The sequence below is a fragment of the Mycetocola zhujimingii genome (assembly GCF_003065425.1).
In the GTDB taxonomy this organism is placed as follows: domain Bacteria; phylum Actinomycetota; class Actinomycetes; order Actinomycetales; family Microbacteriaceae; genus Mycetocola_A; species Mycetocola_A zhujimingii.
Genome location: NZ_CP026949.1, coordinates 698,309 through 715,665, shown reverse-complemented (window position 1 = coordinate 715,665; position 17,357 = coordinate 698,309). Strand labels below are relative to the sequence as shown.

At 65.4% G+C, this 17,357-nt stretch carries 16 protein-coding genes, 1 pseudogene and 1 riboswitch; of the genes and pseudogenes, 12 read left to right on the top strand and 5 right to left on the bottom strand.

What is annotated here, in order from left to right; all coding sequences use genetic code 11:
• Window positions 1-4 precede the first annotated feature (4 nt).
• A complete protein-coding gene (locus tag C3E77_RS15320; RefSeq protein ID WP_120694490.1) occupies window positions 5-1,285 on the bottom strand; it encodes an FHA domain-containing protein in 1,281 nt (426 codons plus the stop codon).
• A gap of 238 nt (window positions 1,286-1,523) precedes the next feature.
• On the opposite strand from C3E77_RS15320, the gene C3E77_RS03345 reads away from it, so the two are divergent.
• From C3E77_RS03345 to C3E77_RS03330, 4 genes are all read left to right on the top strand, one after another.
• Window positions 1,524-2,375: an exodeoxyribonuclease III gene (locus C3E77_RS03345; protein ID WP_108390332.1), complete on the top strand. Its 852-nt coding sequence runs from the start codon at window positions 1,524-1,526 to the stop codon at window positions 2,373-2,375.
• Between the two features lie 123 nt (window positions 2,376-2,498).
• Window positions 2,499-3,503 (top strand): tryptophan--tRNA ligase, encoded by a 1,005-nt coding sequence (trpS, locus tag C3E77_RS03340; RefSeq protein WP_108390331.1) that lies wholly within the window; start codon window positions 2,499-2,501, stop codon window positions 3,501-3,503.
• 70 nt (window positions 3,504-3,573) lie between these two features.
• Window positions 3,574-4,170: a GNAT family N-acetyltransferase gene (locus C3E77_RS03335; RefSeq protein ID WP_108390330.1), complete on the top strand. Its 597-nt coding sequence runs from the start codon at window positions 3,574-3,576 to the stop codon at window positions 4,168-4,170.
• Window positions 4,167-4,922, top strand: a complete 756-nt coding sequence (locus tag C3E77_RS03330) for an HAD family hydrolase (RefSeq protein ID WP_108390329.1) — start codon at window positions 4,167-4,169, stop codon at window positions 4,920-4,922. The genes C3E77_RS03335 and C3E77_RS03330 overlap by 4 nt, the downstream gene beginning before the upstream one ends.
• 59 nt (window positions 4,923-4,981) lie before the next feature.
• On the opposite strand, the gene glpK is transcribed toward C3E77_RS03330, so the two are convergent.
• The 3 genes from glpK to C3E77_RS03315 form a co-directional block, all read right to left on the bottom strand.
• The gene (gene glpK, locus C3E77_RS03325; RefSeq protein ID WP_108390328.1) at window positions 4,982-6,496 is read right to left on the bottom strand and encodes a glycerol kinase GlpK; all 1,515 of its coding nucleotides are present in this window, start codon (window positions 6,494-6,496) and stop codon (window positions 4,982-4,984) included.
• Between the two features lie 86 nt (window positions 6,497-6,582).
• Window positions 6,583-7,335, bottom strand: coding sequence for an MIP/aquaporin family protein (locus tag C3E77_RS03320; RefSeq protein ID WP_108393004.1), 753 nt, complete (start codon window positions 7,333-7,335; stop codon window positions 6,583-6,585).
• 153 nt (window positions 7,336-7,488) lie between these two features.
• Window positions 7,489-9,216 (bottom strand): glycerol-3-phosphate dehydrogenase/oxidase, encoded by a 1,728-nt coding sequence (locus C3E77_RS03315; protein WP_108390327.1) that lies wholly within the window; start codon window positions 9,214-9,216, stop codon window positions 7,489-7,491.
• Between the two features lie 195 nt (window positions 9,217-9,411).
• Between C3E77_RS03315 and C3E77_RS03310 the strand changes: the two are divergent.
• The 7 genes and pseudogenes from C3E77_RS03310 (at window position 9,412) to C3E77_RS03280 (ending at window position 16,198) form a co-directional block, all read left to right on the top strand.
• Window positions 9,412-10,417, top strand: a pseudogene (locus tag C3E77_RS03310) (sugar-binding transcriptional regulator).
• Window positions 10,418-10,455: 38 nt separating this feature from the next.
• Window positions 10,456-10,605: riboswitch (FMN riboswitch) on the top strand.
• A 102-nt stretch (window positions 10,606-10,707) separates the two neighbouring features.
• Window positions 10,708-11,763: a bifunctional diaminohydroxyphosphoribosylaminopyrimidine deaminase/5-amino-6-(5-phosphoribosylamino)uracil reductase RibD gene (gene ribD / locus C3E77_RS03305; protein ID WP_108390326.1), complete on the top strand. Its 1,056-nt coding sequence runs from the start codon at window positions 10,708-10,710 to the stop codon at window positions 11,761-11,763.
• 1 nt (window position 11,764) lies between these two features.
• Window positions 11,765-12,424 (top strand): riboflavin synthase, encoded by a 660-nt coding sequence (locus C3E77_RS03300; protein ID WP_108390325.1) that lies wholly within the window; start codon window positions 11,765-11,767, stop codon window positions 12,422-12,424.
• On the top strand, window positions 12,421-13,701 hold the full coding sequence (gene ribB / locus C3E77_RS03295) for a 3,4-dihydroxy-2-butanone-4-phosphate synthase (RefSeq protein ID WP_108390324.1): 1,281 nt from the start codon (window positions 12,421-12,423) through the stop codon (window positions 13,699-13,701). Before C3E77_RS03300 ends, ribB begins: the two co-directional genes overlap by 4 nt.
• Complete coding sequence (gene ribH / locus C3E77_RS03290; RefSeq protein WP_108390323.1) at window positions 13,698-14,168, top strand: 6,7-dimethyl-8-ribityllumazine synthase; 471 nt, start codon at window positions 13,698-13,700, stop codon at window positions 14,166-14,168. Before ribB ends, ribH begins: the two co-directional genes overlap by 4 nt.
• 182 nt (window positions 14,169-14,350) lie before the next feature.
• A complete protein-coding gene (locus C3E77_RS03285) occupies window positions 14,351-15,706 on the top strand; it encodes an MFS transporter (protein WP_108390322.1) in 1,356 nt (451 codons plus the stop codon).
• Window positions 15,707-15,862: 156 nt separating this feature from the next.
• Window positions 15,863-16,198, top strand: a complete 336-nt coding sequence (locus tag C3E77_RS03280; RefSeq protein ID WP_108390321.1) for a hypothetical protein — start codon at window positions 15,863-15,865, stop codon at window positions 16,196-16,198.
• Window positions 16,199-16,329: 131 nt separating this feature from the next.
• Here C3E77_RS03280 and C3E77_RS03275 read toward each other — a convergent pair whose 3' ends face one another.
• Complete coding sequence (locus C3E77_RS03275; RefSeq protein WP_108390320.1) at window positions 16,330-17,001, bottom strand: GAP family protein; 672 nt, start codon at window positions 16,999-17,001, stop codon at window positions 16,330-16,332.
• 140 nt (window positions 17,002-17,141) lie between these two features.
• Here C3E77_RS03275 and C3E77_RS03270 point away from each other — a divergent pair, with 140 nt between their 5' ends.
• Entirely contained in the window at window positions 17,142-17,357 is a 216-nt protein-coding gene (locus C3E77_RS03270; protein WP_108390319.1) for a hypothetical protein, read from the top strand.

Below are 17,357 nucleotides of genomic sequence, written 5' to 3'. Positions count from 1 at the left end.
ACTTCTATACCCCCGGCCAGGGGGGCAGGATCTCGATCACGTTTCCGTCACCGATGTCGATGAACGTCCCCGGAATGACGACGACACTCTCGCCGGCGCGCAAGCGCTGCCAGTGGCTCTGCGGGGCGATCACCGACGTACCGTTTGTCGATTTCAGGTCAGTGGCAACAATCGAGTCACCGATCTGCTTGATCTCGAGGTGCGTCGCAGATACCGACTTCGAGGCCGAGACGACGGGAACGAGGCGCGACGGATCAGGGAGCGGGATGCGAGGCTGGCGGGGGTTGCGGCCGAAGTAGTGCACGGCGTCGAGCGGGTAGGCCTGGCCACCGTTGATGCGGAAACCGTAGAGAAGAGTTTTCGGGTCATCCGGAACGAGCGGGGCCTCGCGAAGCACGGTCTCGTCCTCGATCGGGGGTGCGATGTCGCGGCGAAGCACAGTCTGGCCGTCATGGCGCATCTGCGGGTCGTCCTGCGCCTTTACCCGCTTAACCGGCGGGCGGATGATGGTGTCCGTCTCGGCGGGCGAGTACTGCCTGGTGGCGGCGGGGCGATGCGTCAGGGGCGGGGTCCCTGCGGGTGCCGGGGCTGGCGGAACGGGCGGCTGGCCTGCAGCGGTTGCGATGGACACGTCCACCGGAGGCACCGGGGACGTTCCGGCAGCCGGAGCGGGTGCGCCAGCGGGAACCTTCGCGACGGGGGGCTCCGCGACGGGGGGCTGAGCCGGGGCTGCGTGAGCGTCGGCCTCCGCCGGTGGAGCGACCGTCGCCGCGGCGCGGTCGGCCTGGGCCGCAACGGCGGATGCTGCGGCATCCGTTCGCGAGGCGAGAGTCGACCAGTCGATGCGGTTGGCGACGATGACTCCGGCGCCGAGCGGGAAGGAGACTCCGCCGGCGGGGGAACCGGGATCCGATGTCAGTGCTCCGGTGGCGAGCGCAGAGACACCGCTGACGGAGTCACGCAACCAGGCCTGGCCGGCGGGAGGGGCGACGCGACGCCATTCGCCGTTCGACTGCAGATCGAGGACACCATCGCCGTGCACGAGCAGGGTGATCGCCGGTCCGCCTGCCTCGTCCCCGTCATCGAGAAGCTCGACAACGACAAAGGACGCTGGCGCTCCGTCGCGCGCGTTGGGCACTTTCGATGTCACCTGGTCGAAGGTCGCAGAACCGTCACGGACCAGCGCCCACAGAGCTTCGACAACAGCCGGCTCAGAGGGCGTACGGATGGCCACGAGTATCGATTCGCCGGCGATGCAGATCCAGGGCGTGCCCTGGTTTGTCATGGCATACCGGTAGTCGGCGGATATTCCTGCGCGCTGCACTGTCGTCACTTCGTCCCTCAAACCGTCTCAAAGCAGTACAGGCTGGGTCCACCCCTCAGCCCACGGAGCGCGCCTGTCGCACCATTCTGCCCCCTCATCCACCCAATGTGGTATTCCATTGACGCGAACCGCCCGACTCTGGCAGTCTCTGCATCCTGCCGTCCAGGGCTCTGTCACTGCCCTCGCCTAAACTGGAGGAATGTCAGTTTCCTCCCCGCTTCGCATCGCCTCCGTCAACACGAACGGAGTCCGTGCGGCATTCCGAAAAGGAATGGGCGACTGGCTCGACGCCTCAAACATCGACATCCTGGCTCTCCAGGAGGTCCGCGCCGCGACGAGTGACCTCGAAAACCTGCTGGGGCCTGAGTGGGACATCCTGCACGACCCGGCGACGGCCAAAGGACGTGCCGGTGTCGCCATAGTGAGTCGCGCCAAGGCCCACATTCACCGGGTCGAGTTCGGTGCCGAAGACTTCGACAGCGCGGGCCGCTGGCTCGAAGCCGACTACGAGGTCGGCGACCAGATCGTCACAGTCGTGTCCACCTACGTTCACTCCGGCGAGGACAACACCCCGAAGCAGGTGGAGAAGTACAAGTTCCTGGATGCCATGACCGCTCGCCTTCCCGAGATTGCCTCGCACTCGAAATATGCGGTCGTGCTCGGGGACCTCAACGTCGGCCACCGCGAACTCGACATCAAGAACTGGAAAGGCAACAGGAAGAACGCCGGCTTCCTTCCCAGGGAACGGGCGTACTTCGACAGGTTCTTCGGCCCTCGGGGTGAAGAGGTGACGGGGGTCGACGGCACGACAGGCCCCGGCCTCGGCTGGGTCGACGTCGGTCGCACCTGGGCCGGTGAGGTCGATGGGCCATACACCTGGTGGTCGCAGCGCGGGCGCGCGTTCGACACCGACACCGGCTGGCGTCTCGACTACCACGTCGCGACCCCCGAGCTTGCGGCAACGGTGAAGGACTACCGGGTCGACCGCGCGGCCAGTCACGCCGAGCGATGGAGCGACCACGCCCCCGTCGTCGTGGACTACGCGATCTGACAGCCCTCGCGGCTGCACCGCCGCAACGCGATATCGTGAGCCGATCGATTCGAGCGCCCCGCGGCATCCGTGTTACCGAAGAAAACTCTCGCCCTAACCGGGCACAGCAACCAAAGGACCCTCATGACCAAGCCCGTACTGTTCTCCGGAATGCAGCCGTCGAATGACTCACTGCACCTCGGCAACTTCGTGGGAGCGTTGCAGCAGTGGGTGGCGCTGCAGGCCGAGTACGACGCGTACTACTGCGTCGTCGACCTGCACGCCCTGACCAGCTCCCCGAATCCCGAAGAACTGCGGGCACGCACCAGGTCGACAGCCGCGCAGTACATCGCGGCGGGAATCGACCCGTCGAAGAGCACTCTGTATGTGCAGTCGCACGTGCCCGCGCACGCACAGCTGTCGTGGGTACTCAACAACATCACCGGCTTCGGTGAAGCAGGGCGGATGACCCAGTTCAAGGACAAGTCTGCGCGTTTCGGTGCGGACTCGACCACGGTGGGCCTGTTCACCTACCCGGTGCTCATGGCGGCCGATATCCTGCTCTACCAGACCAACGTCGTGCCTGTCGGAGAAGACCAGCGGCAGCACCTCGAGCTGACCCGCGACCTGGCTGGCCGGTTCAACAGCCGGTTCGGCGATACCTTCACCATGCCAGAACCGATCATCCTCAAGGAAACGGCGAAGATCTACGACCTCCAGCACCCGGGGTCGAAGATGTCCAAGTCGGCCGAGAGCGAGGCCGGATTGATCAAGCTTCTCGATGACCCCAAGGTGAACCAGAAGAAGATCATGCGTGCGGTCACCGACGACGAGGCGTCGATTCGGTTCGACCGCGAGGCCAAGCCTGGAGTGTCGAACCTGCTCACGATCTTCGCCGCGATGTCGGGCTGGACCATCGACGCGATTGTGGATGAGTACGCGGGCCGCGGGTACGGCGACCTCAAGAAGGGCGTCGTCGACGCCGTGAATGCCGTCTTCGAGCCGGTGCGTACACGCACCCTGGAGCTGCTCGACGACCCGGCCGAGCTCGACCGCCTGCTCGCCCAGAACGCCGCGAAGGCCAACGAGGTCGCCGAGAAGACGCTGGCAGCAGCGTACGAGCGTGTCGGGTTGCTGCCGCGCTCGTAGCCTGAGATCGGCGCGGCCATCGATCGGCGCAGCCCGTCGAGGTGTTGGAGCTCGCCGGTAGGCTGACTCCATGGACGTAGTGCGCATCGAAACCGACCGGTTGATCCTCGACGAGCCGGCAAACGCGGACGTCCCGTTCATCTTTGCGTACTGCCAGGATCAGCTCATCCAGGACTTCACGACCGTTCCGCAGCCGTATCGGTTGCGCGACGCCGAGAACTTTTTGACCAGGGTGGTCGAGCCGGGCTGGACGAGCGGCAAGGAACTGACCTGGGCCCTCCGGCGGCGGAATGAACCGACGATCCTCGGCGTGGTTTCGCTGCGCGACTGGAACGACTCCCAGGCCATGATCGGATTCTGGCTCGGCGCACCGTGGCGGGGCCAGGGCTACATGCCCGAGGCCGTTGCCGCCGTCTGCGACTGGGCATTCGAGAGTGAGTGGTTCGCCGACAGCGCCAGGCCGAAGACGACGATCGTGTGGGAAGCACTCATCGGCAATCCGGCATCGGCTCTCGTCGCCCGCAAGGTCGGGTTCCGGTACACGGGCACCGGCAGTGGCGAGGTCGCGCGGTTCGGTGAGTTCGCACCGAGCCACCGCGCCGAGCTCACCGTCTCCGACAGGCCTGGCCCCGCGGCGGGCTGGCCAGCGGAAGTCCTGTCACGGTGAGTACGCCTTCCGTCGTTCTGTTCGACCTCGACGACACACTCCTCGACCATCGCGGTGCGGTCTCCCGCGGCATCCTTCGCCACGTCGACCTCTCCCCCGGGCATCTCGTCGTCGACGATCGCGATGCCGCCGTAACCCTGTGGCACTCCCTCGAGGAACAGCACTATCACCGCTACCTCTCCGGAGAACTCACCTTCGCCGGCCAGCGCCGGGCGCGTGCCCGCGATTTCGCTGCCGCGCACGGGGTCTCGCTCGGCGACGCCGAGGCCGATACCTGGTTCGACACCTACTTCGACAGCTACCGGACGAGCTGGCAGCTGTTCGACGACGCACTCCCCTGCCTCGACCGGTTGCAGGATGCCGGTACGCGCGTCGGCATCATCACCAACGGTGAACCGGACCACCAGCAGCTCAAGCTCGACCGGATCGGCCTCGCCGACCGATTCGAACACGTCGTCGCGTCTGGCGCGGTCGGATTCGCGAAGCCGGACCCGCGGATCTTCCACGAGGCGTGCCGCCTGTTCGGTGTTGCGCCATCGGATGCCGCCTACGTGGGCGATCGTCTGGAAACTGACGCCATTGGCGCCGCACATGCCGGACTCACCGGCGTGTGGCTCAACCGGTTCGGTGAGAACGTCGTCGCCGGGGCTCTCGGGCACGGAACGCCGGTCGGGACAAGCGCGCTTGCCGCAGCCCGGGAAGCGGCGGCGGCGGCCGGGGTGCGCATCATCACCTCGCTCGACGAGCTGTAGCCCCCAGGGCAAACGCGAGCGGGCCCGCCTCAGGAGAGGACGGGCCCGCTGCGCCGGAACTACTGGACGTCTTCGTCCACCCAGTCGAACGACTTGGTCACTGCCTTCTTCCACAGTCGGAGTGTCCGGTCGCGCTCCTCGGAATCCATCTTCGGCTCCCAGCGCTTGTCTTCCTGCCAGTTCCCGCGGAGGTCATCGAGGTTCTCCCAGAAGCCAACGGCAAGGCCGGCTGCGTATGCCGCACCGAGCGCGGTGGTCTCAGCGACAACCGGTCGGACAACCGGAACGTTGAGAATGTCGGCCTGGAACTGCATCAGCGCGTCGTTCTGGACCATGCCGCCGTCAACCTTGAGCTCCGTCAGGTCGACCCCGGAGTCAGCGTTGACCGCGTCGAGGACCTCACGGGTCTGGAACGCGGTGGCTTCGAGCGCTGCCCTCGCGATGTGACCCTTGTTGACGAAGCGGGTGAGGCCGACAATGACGCCGCGTGCCTCAGGCCGCCAGTACGGTGCGACGAGCCCCGAGAACGCGGGCACGATGTAAACGCCGCCGTTGTCGTCGACCGTCGTCGCGAGCGTTTCGACCTCCGGAGCCGAGTTGATGATGCCGAGGTTGTCGCGCAGCCACTGGATGAGCGACCCGGTCACGGCGATGGATCCCTCAAGCGCATAGTGCGGCTTGGCGTCTCCGAGCTTGTAGCCCAGTGTGGTGAGGAGCCCATTCTTCGAGTGCACGATCTCTTCGCCCGTGTTGAAGATGAGGAAGTTACCGGTGCCGTAGGTGTTCTTCGACTCACCGGTGTCGAACGCGGCCTGGCCGAACGTCGCAGCCTGCTGGTCACCCAGGATTCCGGAGATGGGCGTCTCACGGAGGAGGCTGTGGCTGTGGGCGTGTCCGTAGATCTCGCTCGAGGACTTGATCTCGGGGAGCATCGACCGCGGGACGTTGAATGCCGCGAGAATCTCGTCGTCCCACTGCAGGGTCTCGAGGTCCATGAACAGGGTCCTCGACGCGTTGGTCACGTCGGTGACGTGGACACCGCCATCGGTCCCACCGGTCAGGTTCCACAGCACCCAGCTGTCGGTCGTGCCGAAGAGCAGGTCGCCGGCATCCGCCTTCTCACGTGCGCCTTCGACGTTCTCGAGGATCCAGACGATCTTCGTACCAGAGAAGTAGGTGGCGAGCGGCAGCCCGACCGTCGGCTTGAACCGCTCGACACCACCGTCGGCGGCAAGGCGGTCAACGATCGACTGGGTGCGGGTGTCCTGCCAGACGATCGCGTTGTAAACGGGCTTTCCGGTCGTCTTGTCCCAGACAACGGCAGTCTCACGCTGGTTGGTGATACCGACGGATGCGATGTCGTGCCTGGTGAGGTTGGCCTTCGAGAGCGCCTGTCCGATCACCTCACGCGTGTTGTTCCAGATCTCCGACGGGTCGTGCTCCACCCAACCGGCCTTCGGGAAGATCTGCTCGTGCTCGAGCTGCCCCGTTGAGATGATCGATCCCGACTTGTCGAAGATGATCGCCCTGGTGCTCGTGGTTCCCTGGTCGATTGCGATGATGTAATCCGCCATGTCGTACTCCCTTGTATGTGTCGTGTCTTCGTAGTGAACAGGTGTGTGCAGCGCGGCGGTGTGAACTCCGCCGTGCCGGGGGCCGGCTAAATCACCGGCAGCAGAACGAGCGAGGACCAGCCGGCGATCGCTCCACCGAGAAGCGGGCCGACGACCGGCACCCAAGCGTAGCTCCAGTCGCTCGAGCCCTTGCCCTTGATCGGCAGGACGGCGTGGGCAATTCGGGGGGCGAGGTCACGGGCCGGGTTGATGGCGTATCCGGTTGGCCCGCCGAGCGAAATACCGATGGCAACAACCACGAGAGCAACGGGCAGCGCGCCGAGGGCAGCGAGCCCGGGCGTCTCACCCTGTCGGCTGAACGAGATCACGGCGAACACCAGTACAAACGTGCCGACGACCTCGGTGATGGTGTTCCACACATAGCCGCGGATGGCGGGGCCCGTCGAGAAAACGGCGAGCTTTGCAGCCGGGTCATCCGACTCGTCGAAGTGCTGCTTGTAGGTAAGGAACACGAGAACCGCGCCGAGGAACGCACCGAGCATCTGCCCGCCGAAGTAGGTGAGGACCGAAACGAAGTCCACCGGAATTCCAGGAACAAACTCTTCGGTCCCCGCTGCGGCCAGGCCCACAGTGACGGCGGGATTCAGGTGGGCACCCGAGAGGTAGGCGGCGAGCACACCGATGAAGACAGCGAAGCCCCAACCGAAGTTGATCAGCAGCCAGCCGCCGTTGAATCCCTTCGTCTTCGACAACACAACGTTGGCGACGACTCCGCCACCGAGAAGGATGAGGAGCGCCGTTCCGACGACCTCCGAGAGAAAGACCTGTCCTAAAGTGATGTCCACGTTGACCTCCTTATTTAGCTCCGAGCCGAATGCCCCCGGATAGGGGTGTATTTCGATTCACTGTGAAACGTACAGACGAAGTACGGGGCGAGACAAGGGCACGAAGTGAGAATGCACAGGGTTATCGCCCGGATTCCACGGGAGCGGTTATCGGCTCGAAATCGCCTCGTCCGTCGCCAGGGCAACGCCGTGCTCCGTGCGAAGAACACTCGCCGCAGACGTGACCTGCCGCAGTGTCTCCTCTTCGGTCCAGAAGAGCACGGGGGCAAGGATGCCGGCAAGTTCCGTCAGGAGACCCATCGACGCACCCCCGGTGAAGGCGATGCTCGTCCGGCGCTGGAGGACGTCGGTCAGGTGAACCACCGACTCGGTGCGTGCAATCCGCTGGATCTCCTGAACGCTGTACTCGGGAGCGAACCTGAGCGGGGTGTCACCGGATTCGGCGAGTTCCTCGATGATTGCGCTCGCGTGCATTCCGTAGCGCTCGAGCAGCTGCGTCGCCCGCACCCTGCCGACCTCACGGGAGTTGTCGGCAATCCAGACGCGCATAGCGGCATCCGTCCTGGGGAATCCGACTCCGCCACCGATCGGCGTACCGAGCGTCGACACGGAGCGGCTCGTTCCGAGCAGCGCGAGAGCATCGTTGGCCAGGTGCTCGGCGAGTGCACGGAACGTGGTCCACTTTCCACCGACCAGGCTGAGCATCGTCGAGTTGCCGAGCTGCGATGACACAATCCGGTAGTCGCGCGAGACGAAGCCGGGGGCGAGGTCACCGTGGCCGGGAAGCGGGCGAATGCCGGAGAACCGGTACACGATCTCGCTGCGGTCGACCGAAACATTCGGGAAGACGTGCTCGATGAGTTCGAAGAAGTAGTCGACCTCTTCTTCGGTGCACACGGCCTTCTCGCGCGGGTCGGCCTCGAGGTCGGTCGTGCCGACCATGACCTTGCCCTTGAGCGGGTAGATGAGGACGATGCGGCCGTCCTTGTGCTCGAAGAAGATCTCGCGTCCGCCCGTCGCCGCGAGGAGTTCCGGGTTGTCGAGAACGATGTGCGAGCCCTTGGTGCCGCCCATGAGCTCGGTTTCCTGGCCGAGAGCGGCGTTCGTGAGGTCTGTCCACGGCCCTGACGCATTGATCACGACGTCTGCCGTCATGACGAATTCTTCGCCGGAGACCGTGTCACGGAGACGCACCGACCCGCCGTCGACTCCCACTGCCTCGACATAGTTCGCTGCACGTGCGTGCGGACCTGCCGCCAGCCCGTCGTGCAGGACGTCGAGGGCGAGGCGCTCCGGGTCGTGGACCGATGCGTCGAAGTAGGTCGCCGTGTACTTGATACCGTCGTTGAGCTGCGGCAACGCCTTGAGCGCCTTCTTCTTGCCGACGAAGCGGTGCCGCGGAACACTGCCGCCGTCACGGGAGAACGCGTCGTAGAGGGTGAGACCGACCTTGATCAGGAGCGCACCGCGTTCCTGGGGCTTGCCCTGCTTGTGGGTCAGGAACCGCATGGGCGCGCTGATGATGCCGGAGAAGGTGGAGAAGATCGGCACTGTGGTCTCGAGCGGCTTGACGTAGTGAGGCGCGATCTTGATGAGCCCGTTACGCTCCGTGACCGATTCCTTGACCAGGCGGAACTCGCCGTTTTCGAGGTAACGGATGCCACCGTGGATCATGTGGCTCGACGCGGCGGATGCTCCTGAGCAGTAGTCATTTCGCTCGACGAGCGCGACGTCGACGCCCTGCAGAGCCAGGTCACGGAAGGTCGCCAGACCGTTGATCCCGCCACCGATGATGAGAACCTTCGCGCTCGGGTGGGCGCGAAGCGCTTCCACAGCTTTCCTGCGCTCCGGCCGGCGGGTGTCGTGGTCGTTCATTGTGTGACTCCTTAGTGCTGCGCTCGGTCGGCGCCATGCTGCCGGCAGGAACTCGATGTGGTTTCGGCGGACGCACCGGTTACGGTGCCCTGGCGCAGCACCCCGAGGGGCTGACGCTCTTAGTTCGCCTCCACAGATTCTTCGGCTATATTCACTTCTGTGCAAACTCAGTGCACAAATGTGCAAGGAGTGTTCATGAACCAGTCACCGGGTGTTTCCCTCTCCCCCAAAACCAGGGATGCCCTGACGGCCGCCCAGCTGTATTACCTGCAGGACCTGACGATGGAGGCCATCGCCCACGAGTTGCACACCTCGCGGTCATCGGTGTCGCGGCTGCTCGGACATGCCCGCGAAACCGGTCTCGTGGAGATCCAGGTGAAGTCCCCCTCGACATGCCCCGCCAGCTCGAGGGCGACATCCAGGCAGCATTCGGTGTCGTCGCCCACGTCGTCCCGGTCCCCGACCAGACGAGCGACGTCGATCGCCTGGAGCGGGTCGCCATTTCGGCTGCACGGATTCTCGGGGCTTCTTCGACTCGAACATGTCGATGGGAGTGGCGTGGGGATCGACCATGAGCGCCCTGTCGCGTCACTTGCTCGCAAAGCCAACGCACAATACATCGATCGTCCAGCTCAACGGTGCAGCGAATCCCCGCACGACAGGCCTTCTCTACGCGAGCGAAATTCTTCAGCGTTTCGGTGCCGCTTACGGCGCGACAGTCCAGCAGTTCCCGGTACCGGCGGTGTTCGACGACCCGGCGACGAAGGCGGCTCTCTGGCGGGAACGCAGCATCAGCCGCGTCGTCGAACTGCAGAACAGCCTCGACGTGGTCGTCTTCGGCCTCGGCTCGCCGTTCGCGGGAGTGCCGAGCCACGTTTACATCGGCGGCTACCTCGACGATGACGACTTCGCCCAGCTTCGCGCGGCCGGCGTCGTCGGCGACCTCGCCACCGTGTTCTACCGCGAAGACGGCTCGACCGACGGCATCCCGCTCAACGATCGCTCGAGCGGGCCAAGCGTCGAGGTGCTCGCCGCCACCCCGCGACGGGTGTGCGTCGTCGCGGGCCACACCAAGCTGCAGAGCCTCAGGGGCGCCCTCGCCGCCGGGCTCGTCACAGACCTCATTGTCGACTCGGGCACGGCCAGGATGCTCGTCGGCAAGAACGCCGGAGACAAGCGCAGCGGACTTCGCCGGGAATAGACCCGCTCGGTCGGTGTTGACCTACGATGGAAACAGAAAACGTGCTCCGGGGTCGGTGAAAGTCCGAACCGGCGGTGACAGTCCGCGAGCCGGTCGCAGCAATGCGGCTGGTTGAGCTGGTGAAACTCCAGCACCGACGGTAATGGGTTGCGAAAGCGACACTCAGTCCGGATGGGAGGCAGCACGCGCGACACTCGGGCAGCCACCTGCCCTCGGTGGCGCGGATCGAACGGCGCTACCCGCCGGTCGCGACAATCCCCGGAGCTCTTGCGAAACGAGAGAAGATCCGAATGGTGAGCGACACCGCCGAAGCGACTGCCGGCGCCGGCAGCGCTGCCATCGAGGCGGCCATGCGCCAGGCTTTCACCCTCGCTCGCCGCGGGCCGAAACGCGGAGTGAACCCGCGGGTGGGCTGCGTCATCACCGACGCGGACGGCGCCGTGATCGCTGAAGGCTGGCACCGCGGCGCCGGCACTGCACACGCCGAAGTCGATGCACTTTCTCACCTCGACGGGCCGCTTCCGGCCGGATCGACAGCGGTGGTCACCCTCGAACCGTGCAACCACACAGGGCGAACCGGTCCGTGCACGCAGGCGCTCATCAACCGGGGAATCTCGCGCGTCGTGTACTCGGTCGCCGACCCCGGCCGGCACTCCGGCGGCGGCGCCGAACGCCTCCGGGCCGCTGGCGTCGACGTGATCCCGAACGTGCTCACGGCCGAGGGAGAGGCGCTCATCGCCGACTGGCTGCGCGCCGCACGCCTCGGACGCCCCTACGTGACCGCAAAGTGGGCACAGTCGCTCGACGGCCGCAGCGCTGCCGCCGATGGCTCGAGCCAGTGGATCACCGGACCGGTTGCGCGAACGGATGTTCACCGCCGACGCGGGGACGCGGACGCAATCGCCGTCGGCACGGGAACGGTGCTCGCCGACGACCCAGCTCTTACCGCCCGCGCTGAGGACGGCACGCTTCTCCCCGACCAGCCCATCCCCGTCATCTTCGGGACGCGCGCGGTTCCCAGCAACGCACGGCTCCTCGCCCACCCGCACCCACCGGTTTTCCTGAGCGGCACAGACCTGGCCGCCGACCTCGAAAGTCTCGCGGAGCGCGGCATCCGTTCATTGTTCGTCGAAGGGGGTCCGACGCTGATCAGCGCGCTGACGGCCGCCGGCCTCGTTGACGAATATCTCCTCTACGTTGCCCCCACACTTCTGGGCGGCCCTCGCACGGCACTCGGCAATATCGGTGTCGGCTCGATCGACGAGATGCGCCGCCTGGAGATCGAGTCGGTCGAGACGCTGGGCGACGATCGGCTGATCGTCGCATTCCCGAAAGGAAACCACTGACATGTTCACCGGAATCGTTGAAGAGATGGGCGAAGTCGTCGCCGTGGACCGCTCGACGGATGCCGCTCGCATCACCGTGCGGGGGCCGGTCGCCGTGACCGGTGCGCGCCACGGAGACTCGATCAGCGTGTCGGGCGTATGCCTGACGGTTGTGGACCGCACCGACGAGACCTTCACCGTCGACGTGATGGCTGAGACACTCAGGATGTCCACACTCAACGACGTCGCCCCCGGCCGCGCCGTCAACCTCGAGCGGGCCGCTGAGGTCGGCGGACGCCTTGGCGGCCACATCGTGCAGGGCCACATCGACGGGACCGCGACGATCCTCGACGTGACCGATGGCAGCGCCTGGCGCGTGGTGCGTTTCAGCCTTGCGCCGGAGCTCGCCCCCCTCGTCGCCAGGAAGGGATCCATCGCCGTCGACGGCATCTCCCTCACCGTGAGCGACGTGTCGCCCCCCGCCGAGACCGACCAGTGGTTCGAGGTCTCCCTCATTCCCGAGACGCTCAGCGCGACCACCCTCGGCGCGCGCGGCGTCGGAGACACCGTCAATATCGAAACCGACATCGTCGCACGGCACGTCGAGCGGATGCTCGCCCTGCGGTCGACGGCAGAACGGATGCCGACGATTCAACTCGCCGGCGAAAGGAGCGACGCATGAGCCTCGCCACAATCCCCCAGGCGCTTCGAGCGTTGCGCGAGGGAAAACCGGTGCTCGTCGCCGACGATGAAGGCCGCGAAAACGAGGGAGACATCATTCTCTCCGCCGAACTCGCCACCAGGGACTGGGTCGCCTGGACCGTCCGACATTCCAGCGGCTATATCTGCGCTCCGATGTCGAACGAGCTCGCCGACCGACTCGAGCTTCCGATCATGGTTGCCGCGAGCCAGGACATCCGCCGCACGGCATACACGATCACCGTCGACGCCGCCGAGCATGTCACGACGGGCATCAGCGCGGCCGACCGCGCGACGACACTGCGGGTACTGGGCAACCCGGGCGTACTGGCGACGGACCTCATCCGCCCGGGGCACATCGTGCCGCTCCGCGCCGTCGACGGAGGAGTACGGGAACGGGCCGGTCACACCGAAGCCGCCGTCGAACTGATGAAGCTCGCCGGGCTCAGCCCCGTCGGCGCCATCTGCGAGGTCATCGACGAGAACGGCGACATGATGCGCCTGCCCGGCCTCATCGAGCTCGGACTCGAGCATGACCTTCCCGTCATCACGATCGCTGCGCTCATCGACTTTGTCACCGACCACGAGGCCGACTCGCACCCGTCGGAGGAACTGGCACCCGTTGCGCCGTCTTCTCCCGTTCTCTTCGAGGTCGAGACGAACGTGCCGACAACGCACGGCACCTTCCGCATGCGTGCGTACCGGGACAGGAACACGGGGGCCGACCATGTCGCCATCATCGCGGGCGACCCGAAACCGGGCGCGCTTGTTCGCGTGCACTCTGAATGCCTGACCGGCGAAGCGTTCGGTTCGCTCAAGTGCGAGTGCGGCCCACAGCTCGATGCAGCACTCGACACCATCAGGAGACACGACGGTGTTGTCGTCTATCTGCGCGGCCACGAGGGTCGAGGCATCGGACTGATCAACAAGCTGCGTGCATACCAGCTGCAGGAGGAGGGACTCGATACCCTCGACGCCAACCTCGCGCTCGGGCTCCCGGGAGATGCCCGCAGCTACCAGGCGGCATCCGCCATTCTTCAGGACCTCGGGCTGACCGAGATCCGCCTGCTCACCAACAACCCGGAGAAGGCCCGTCAGCTCGAAGAGTTCGGCATCGCCGTCACCGAACGGGTGCCGCTCGTCGTCGGCGTTGGAGCGCTCAACGAGTCGTATCTCCAAACCAAGCGCGACCGGATGGGTCACGAGTACACACCGACACAGATCATGGCCGAAGGCCAGGAAGCAGGAACCCGCTCATGAGTGGACACGGCTCCCCCGCTATCGCCGCGAGCGGCGACGGACTCAACATCGTCGTGGTGGCTGGCCAGTGGCACACCGAGATCACCGACGGGCTGATCGCGGGAGCAACGAAGGCTCTCGACGAATCCGGAGCGACCCACACGCTGGTCAGGGTTCCTGGCAGCTTTGAGCTGCCCGTCGCGGCGAAGGTCGCCCTGGAGGCCGGGGCTGATGCGGTCGTCGCGCTCGGTGTGATCATCCGCGGCGGCACGCCGCACTTCGAGTACGTATCGGACGCCGCGACCTCGGGTCTCACGCACGTCACGCTCCAGACGGGCAAACCCGTTGGCTTCGGCGTGCTCACCCTCGACGACGAGCAGCAGGGACTCGACCGCGCCGGCCTGCCAGGCTCGAAGGAGGACAAGGGTCGCGAAGCCGCCGAGGCTGCCGTCGCCACGGCCGTGCTGCTCCGACAGCTGCGCGGATAGGCGCCAGGCACCGCGCCGCTGTCCGGCGCGTGTGCCGCCGCAAAGTTTTTGCTCCCGCGAAAACTGAGCGTAAGGTGTGAAGGCCGCGCCACAAGCGCGACCACACAGTATTTCCTGCCTTTGGGGTGGCAGACGCGACCGGCCCGCGCCTCCAACGGCTCCTTCACCGACGAGAGAGCACCATGTCAGTCTCAGCCACCATCCCCTCACAGGCTCCGGCCAACCCGAAGTCGCGCGTTGTCCTTGCGTCACTCATCGGGACGACCATCGAGTTCTACGACTTCTACGTTTACGCGACGGCCGCCGTCCTGGTCTTCCCGTATCTCTTCTTCCCCGCAGGCAACGAGACCACCGCGCTGCTGTCGTCATTCGCCATCTTCGGTGCCGCCATGGTCGCCCGCCCGCTCGGAGCCGTCTTCTTCGGTCACCTCGGTGACAGGGTCGGGCGCAAAACCACACTCGTTGCAGCCCTCCTCACCATGGGTATCGCCACCTTCCTCATCGGTCTGCTTCCCACGTACCTCGTCATCGGCTGGTTCGCCCCGCTGTTGCTCGTCGTGCTGCGCCTCGCCCAGGGCTTTGCGCTCGGCGGCGAGTGGAGTGGCGCGGCGCTCGTCGCGACCGAGAACGCACCCGCGGGCAAGCGCGCCTGGTACGGCACCTTCCCGCAGCTCGGCGCTCCCATTGGTTTCATCATCGCGAACGGCCTGTTCCTTCTCATCGCTTTCGCTCTCCCCTCCGAAGACCCGTCGCGACCGTCTGACGCGTTCCTCGACTGGGGCTGGCGCATCCCGTTCCTGTTCTCGGCCGTCATGGTCATCGTCGGACTCTGGGTACGACTCAGGCTCGTCGAGAGTGATGCCTTCACCAAGACCGTGAAGTCCGGCAAGGTCTCCAAGCTGCCGCTCAAGCTGGTCTTCAAGACCAACTGGCGCGAGCTCATCCTCGGCACCTTCTTCATGCTCGCCACCTACGTGCTGTTCTACCTGATGACGACGTTCTCGCTGAGCTACGGCCGTGCACCCGTTGACCCGGCGGAGGGCCAGCAGCCCGGCCTCGGCTACAGCTACAACACCTTTGTGCTCATGCTCATCGCCGGCGTGGTCTTCTTCGGTATCTTCACCCTGCTGTCCGGCCCGTGGGCAGACAAGTTCGGCCGCCGCAAGACACTGATCATCGTCACGTCGGGCATCATCGTGTTCGGTCTGCTCTGGGTCCCCCTCCTCAGCGGTGGGTTCGTCGGCGTGATGGCGTTCCTCATCATCGGGTTCAGCCTCATGGGTATGACCTTCGGTCCGATGGGTGCGCTCCTCCCCGAGCTGTTCCCGACCAACGTCCGCTACACCGGATCCGGCATCTCGTACAACGTGTCGTCGATCCTCGGCGCCGCTGTCGCTCCGTTCATCGCCGTGTGGCTGTGGGCTGAAGCCGACGGAAGCCCGGTCCTCGTCGGTGTCTACCTCGCCGTCATGGGCGTCATCACACTGGTGGCGCTCATCATCGGCAAGGAAACCAAGGACGTCGACATCGACCGATAGGGTCATCTGCCACAAACGGATGCCGTTCCTCGCCTCGCGAGGGACGGCATCCGTTTTTTGCACCTGCGACGCACCCCGTTTCGCCATCGTTCTCCCGGTTGCATACTGAGGGCGGAAGCCTGCGGCGCATGCCCCGGCATGAACGAAAGGAAGACAATGACCGACGTCACCACCGATGCCGACAAGGCATTGAAAGGCAAACACCGCGCAATGTGGGCCCTGGGAAACTATCCAGTGCCGTTCGCCGACCTCATCTCCGAATTGGGAACAACGATGGTCGACGCGCTCCATATCGGGCCGGGGCAACGCGTGCTCGACATCGCGGCGGGGTCATTCAACGCCGCCATCCCCGCGGCACAGGCAGGGGCGACTGTCGTTGCCAGCGACGCGGCACTCGACAGCGATCTCGTCGAACTGGTGCGTCGATTCGACTTGGGCTCGACGAACCTCGAGTGGGAGTACCTGCTGGTCACCGCCACGAAGGCGGGCTAAGGGACCGGATGCCGTCCCGGCGTCGCGGGGGCAGCATCCGTTGGCCATGAGAACATCACTTCCGGTCGAACGCATCAGTTCTGCGGGATGGTTTCGACCGGAACTGATGCTCTCGCGCCAGCGTGGCAGGCTCAGAACGAGCTGATGCCATCCCCGATGAGTTCGGCGCCAAGAAGGAGCATCGCAACCGCGAGCACGGTCGGTCCGTTGCGGACGAGCCAGGTGCGCAGGTCCGCAAGCGGTTTCTGCCAGGCATCCGTTGCCATCTGATAGCCGACGATGGTGATCAGCACGGTGGAAATCGCGATGACGACGAAGATCAGGACGCTGACGATCGTGTCGCGGAGGTTGAGTTCGGCACCGCCGATGGTCAGTCCGGCGGCGATTCCCAGCGCCAGGTTCTTGGGCGCGAGCGCTGCGAGTCCGAAACCGAGCGTGAGCCCCTGCGCGACGGTCATCTCCTCGGCAGCGGCCATCCACCGTGGCAGCACGCCCGCTCGACCGGGCAGCGGGCGGAGTCGCCACTGTGCGACGGCGAGGTAAACGAGGAGCGCGCCGAGCACGAGCCGGACGATTCCCGCGATCGGCGTCGAGTCATCGCCGGCGTCTTCCGGCAGGACGTTGGCGATCGCGGTGACGGCGACAACGGGCACGATCACGCCGAGCAGCCACCCGCCCAGGAAACCCAGACCGGCGGGCACAGACTTCGGGACCAGCATCAGCGTGATCGCCGCCACGAGCGGCACCGGGCTGAGTGCTATACCAATAGCGGCCGTGAGAATTTCGCCGATCACCGAACCCATGTGTACTCCTTCTGGAAGATATCCAGCTTATCCGCGCGAGTGAAGCGCCGAGGTGGGTTGCAAACCTCACGGCAACAGTGCAGGGAATGACGCGTCAACATTGATTGACGAACCACGCGGCGTCAACGAGTGTTGACGCCATGAGCACAGGAACCATGGCGACGCTGGCAGGAGAGGCCGATTCGCACGACCCCATCGCCGCGCTGCGGGCGATTGCAAAACTCCGCAGGGAGATCGACCGGGTCGAAGCGGTAGCGGTCCGTCGGGCACGAAACTCCAACGCATCCTGGCAGTTCATCGCTCTCACACTCGGTGTGAGCAAACAAGCAGTTCACAAGAAGTATGGTCGAAGCTGA

Coding starts and splice junctions, on each gene's coding strand:
- trpS (WP_108390331.1), top strand. CDS start 2,499: ATGACCAAGCCCGTACTGTTCTCCGGAATGCAGCCGTCGAATGACTCA.
- C3E77_RS03300 (WP_108390325.1), top strand. CDS start 11,765: ATGTTCACCGGAATCGTTGAAGAGATGGGCGAAGTCGTCGCCGTGGAC.
- ribB (WP_108390324.1), top strand. CDS start 12,421: ATGAGCCTCGCCACAATCCCCCAGGCGCTTCGAGCGTTGCGCGAGGGA.
- C3E77_RS03270 (WP_108390319.1), top strand. CDS start 17,142: ATGAGCACAGGAACCATGGCGACGCTGGCAGGAGAGGCCGATTCGCAC.
- C3E77_RS03345 (WP_108390332.1), top strand. CDS start 1,524: ATGTCAGTTTCCTCCCCGCTTCGCATCGCCTCCGTCAACACGAACGGA.
- ribD (WP_108390326.1), top strand. CDS start 10,708: ATGGTGAGCGACACCGCCGAAGCGACTGCCGGCGCCGGCAGCGCTGCC.
- C3E77_RS03275 (WP_108390320.1), bottom strand. CDS start 17,001: ATGGGTTCGGTGATCGGCGAAATTCTCACGGCCGCTATTGGTATAGCA.
- C3E77_RS03280 (WP_108390321.1), top strand. CDS start 15,863: ATGACCGACGTCACCACCGATGCCGACAAGGCATTGAAAGGCAAACAC.
- C3E77_RS15320 (WP_120694490.1), bottom strand. CDS start 1,285: ATGACAAACCAGGGCACGCCCTGGATCTGCATCGCCGGCGAATCGATA.
- C3E77_RS03315 (WP_108390327.1), bottom strand. CDS start 9,216: ATGAACGACCACGACACCCGCCGGCCGGAGCGCAGGAAAGCTGTGGAA.
- ribH (WP_108390323.1), top strand. CDS start 13,698: ATGAGTGGACACGGCTCCCCCGCTATCGCCGCGAGCGGCGACGGACTC.
- glpK (WP_108390328.1), bottom strand. CDS start 6,496: ATGGCGGATTACATCATCGCAATCGACCAGGGAACCACGAGCACCAGG.
- C3E77_RS03335 (WP_108390330.1), top strand. CDS start 3,574: ATGGACGTAGTGCGCATCGAAACCGACCGGTTGATCCTCGACGAGCCG.
- C3E77_RS03285 (WP_108390322.1), top strand. CDS start 14,351: ATGTCAGTCTCAGCCACCATCCCCTCACAGGCTCCGGCCAACCCGAAG.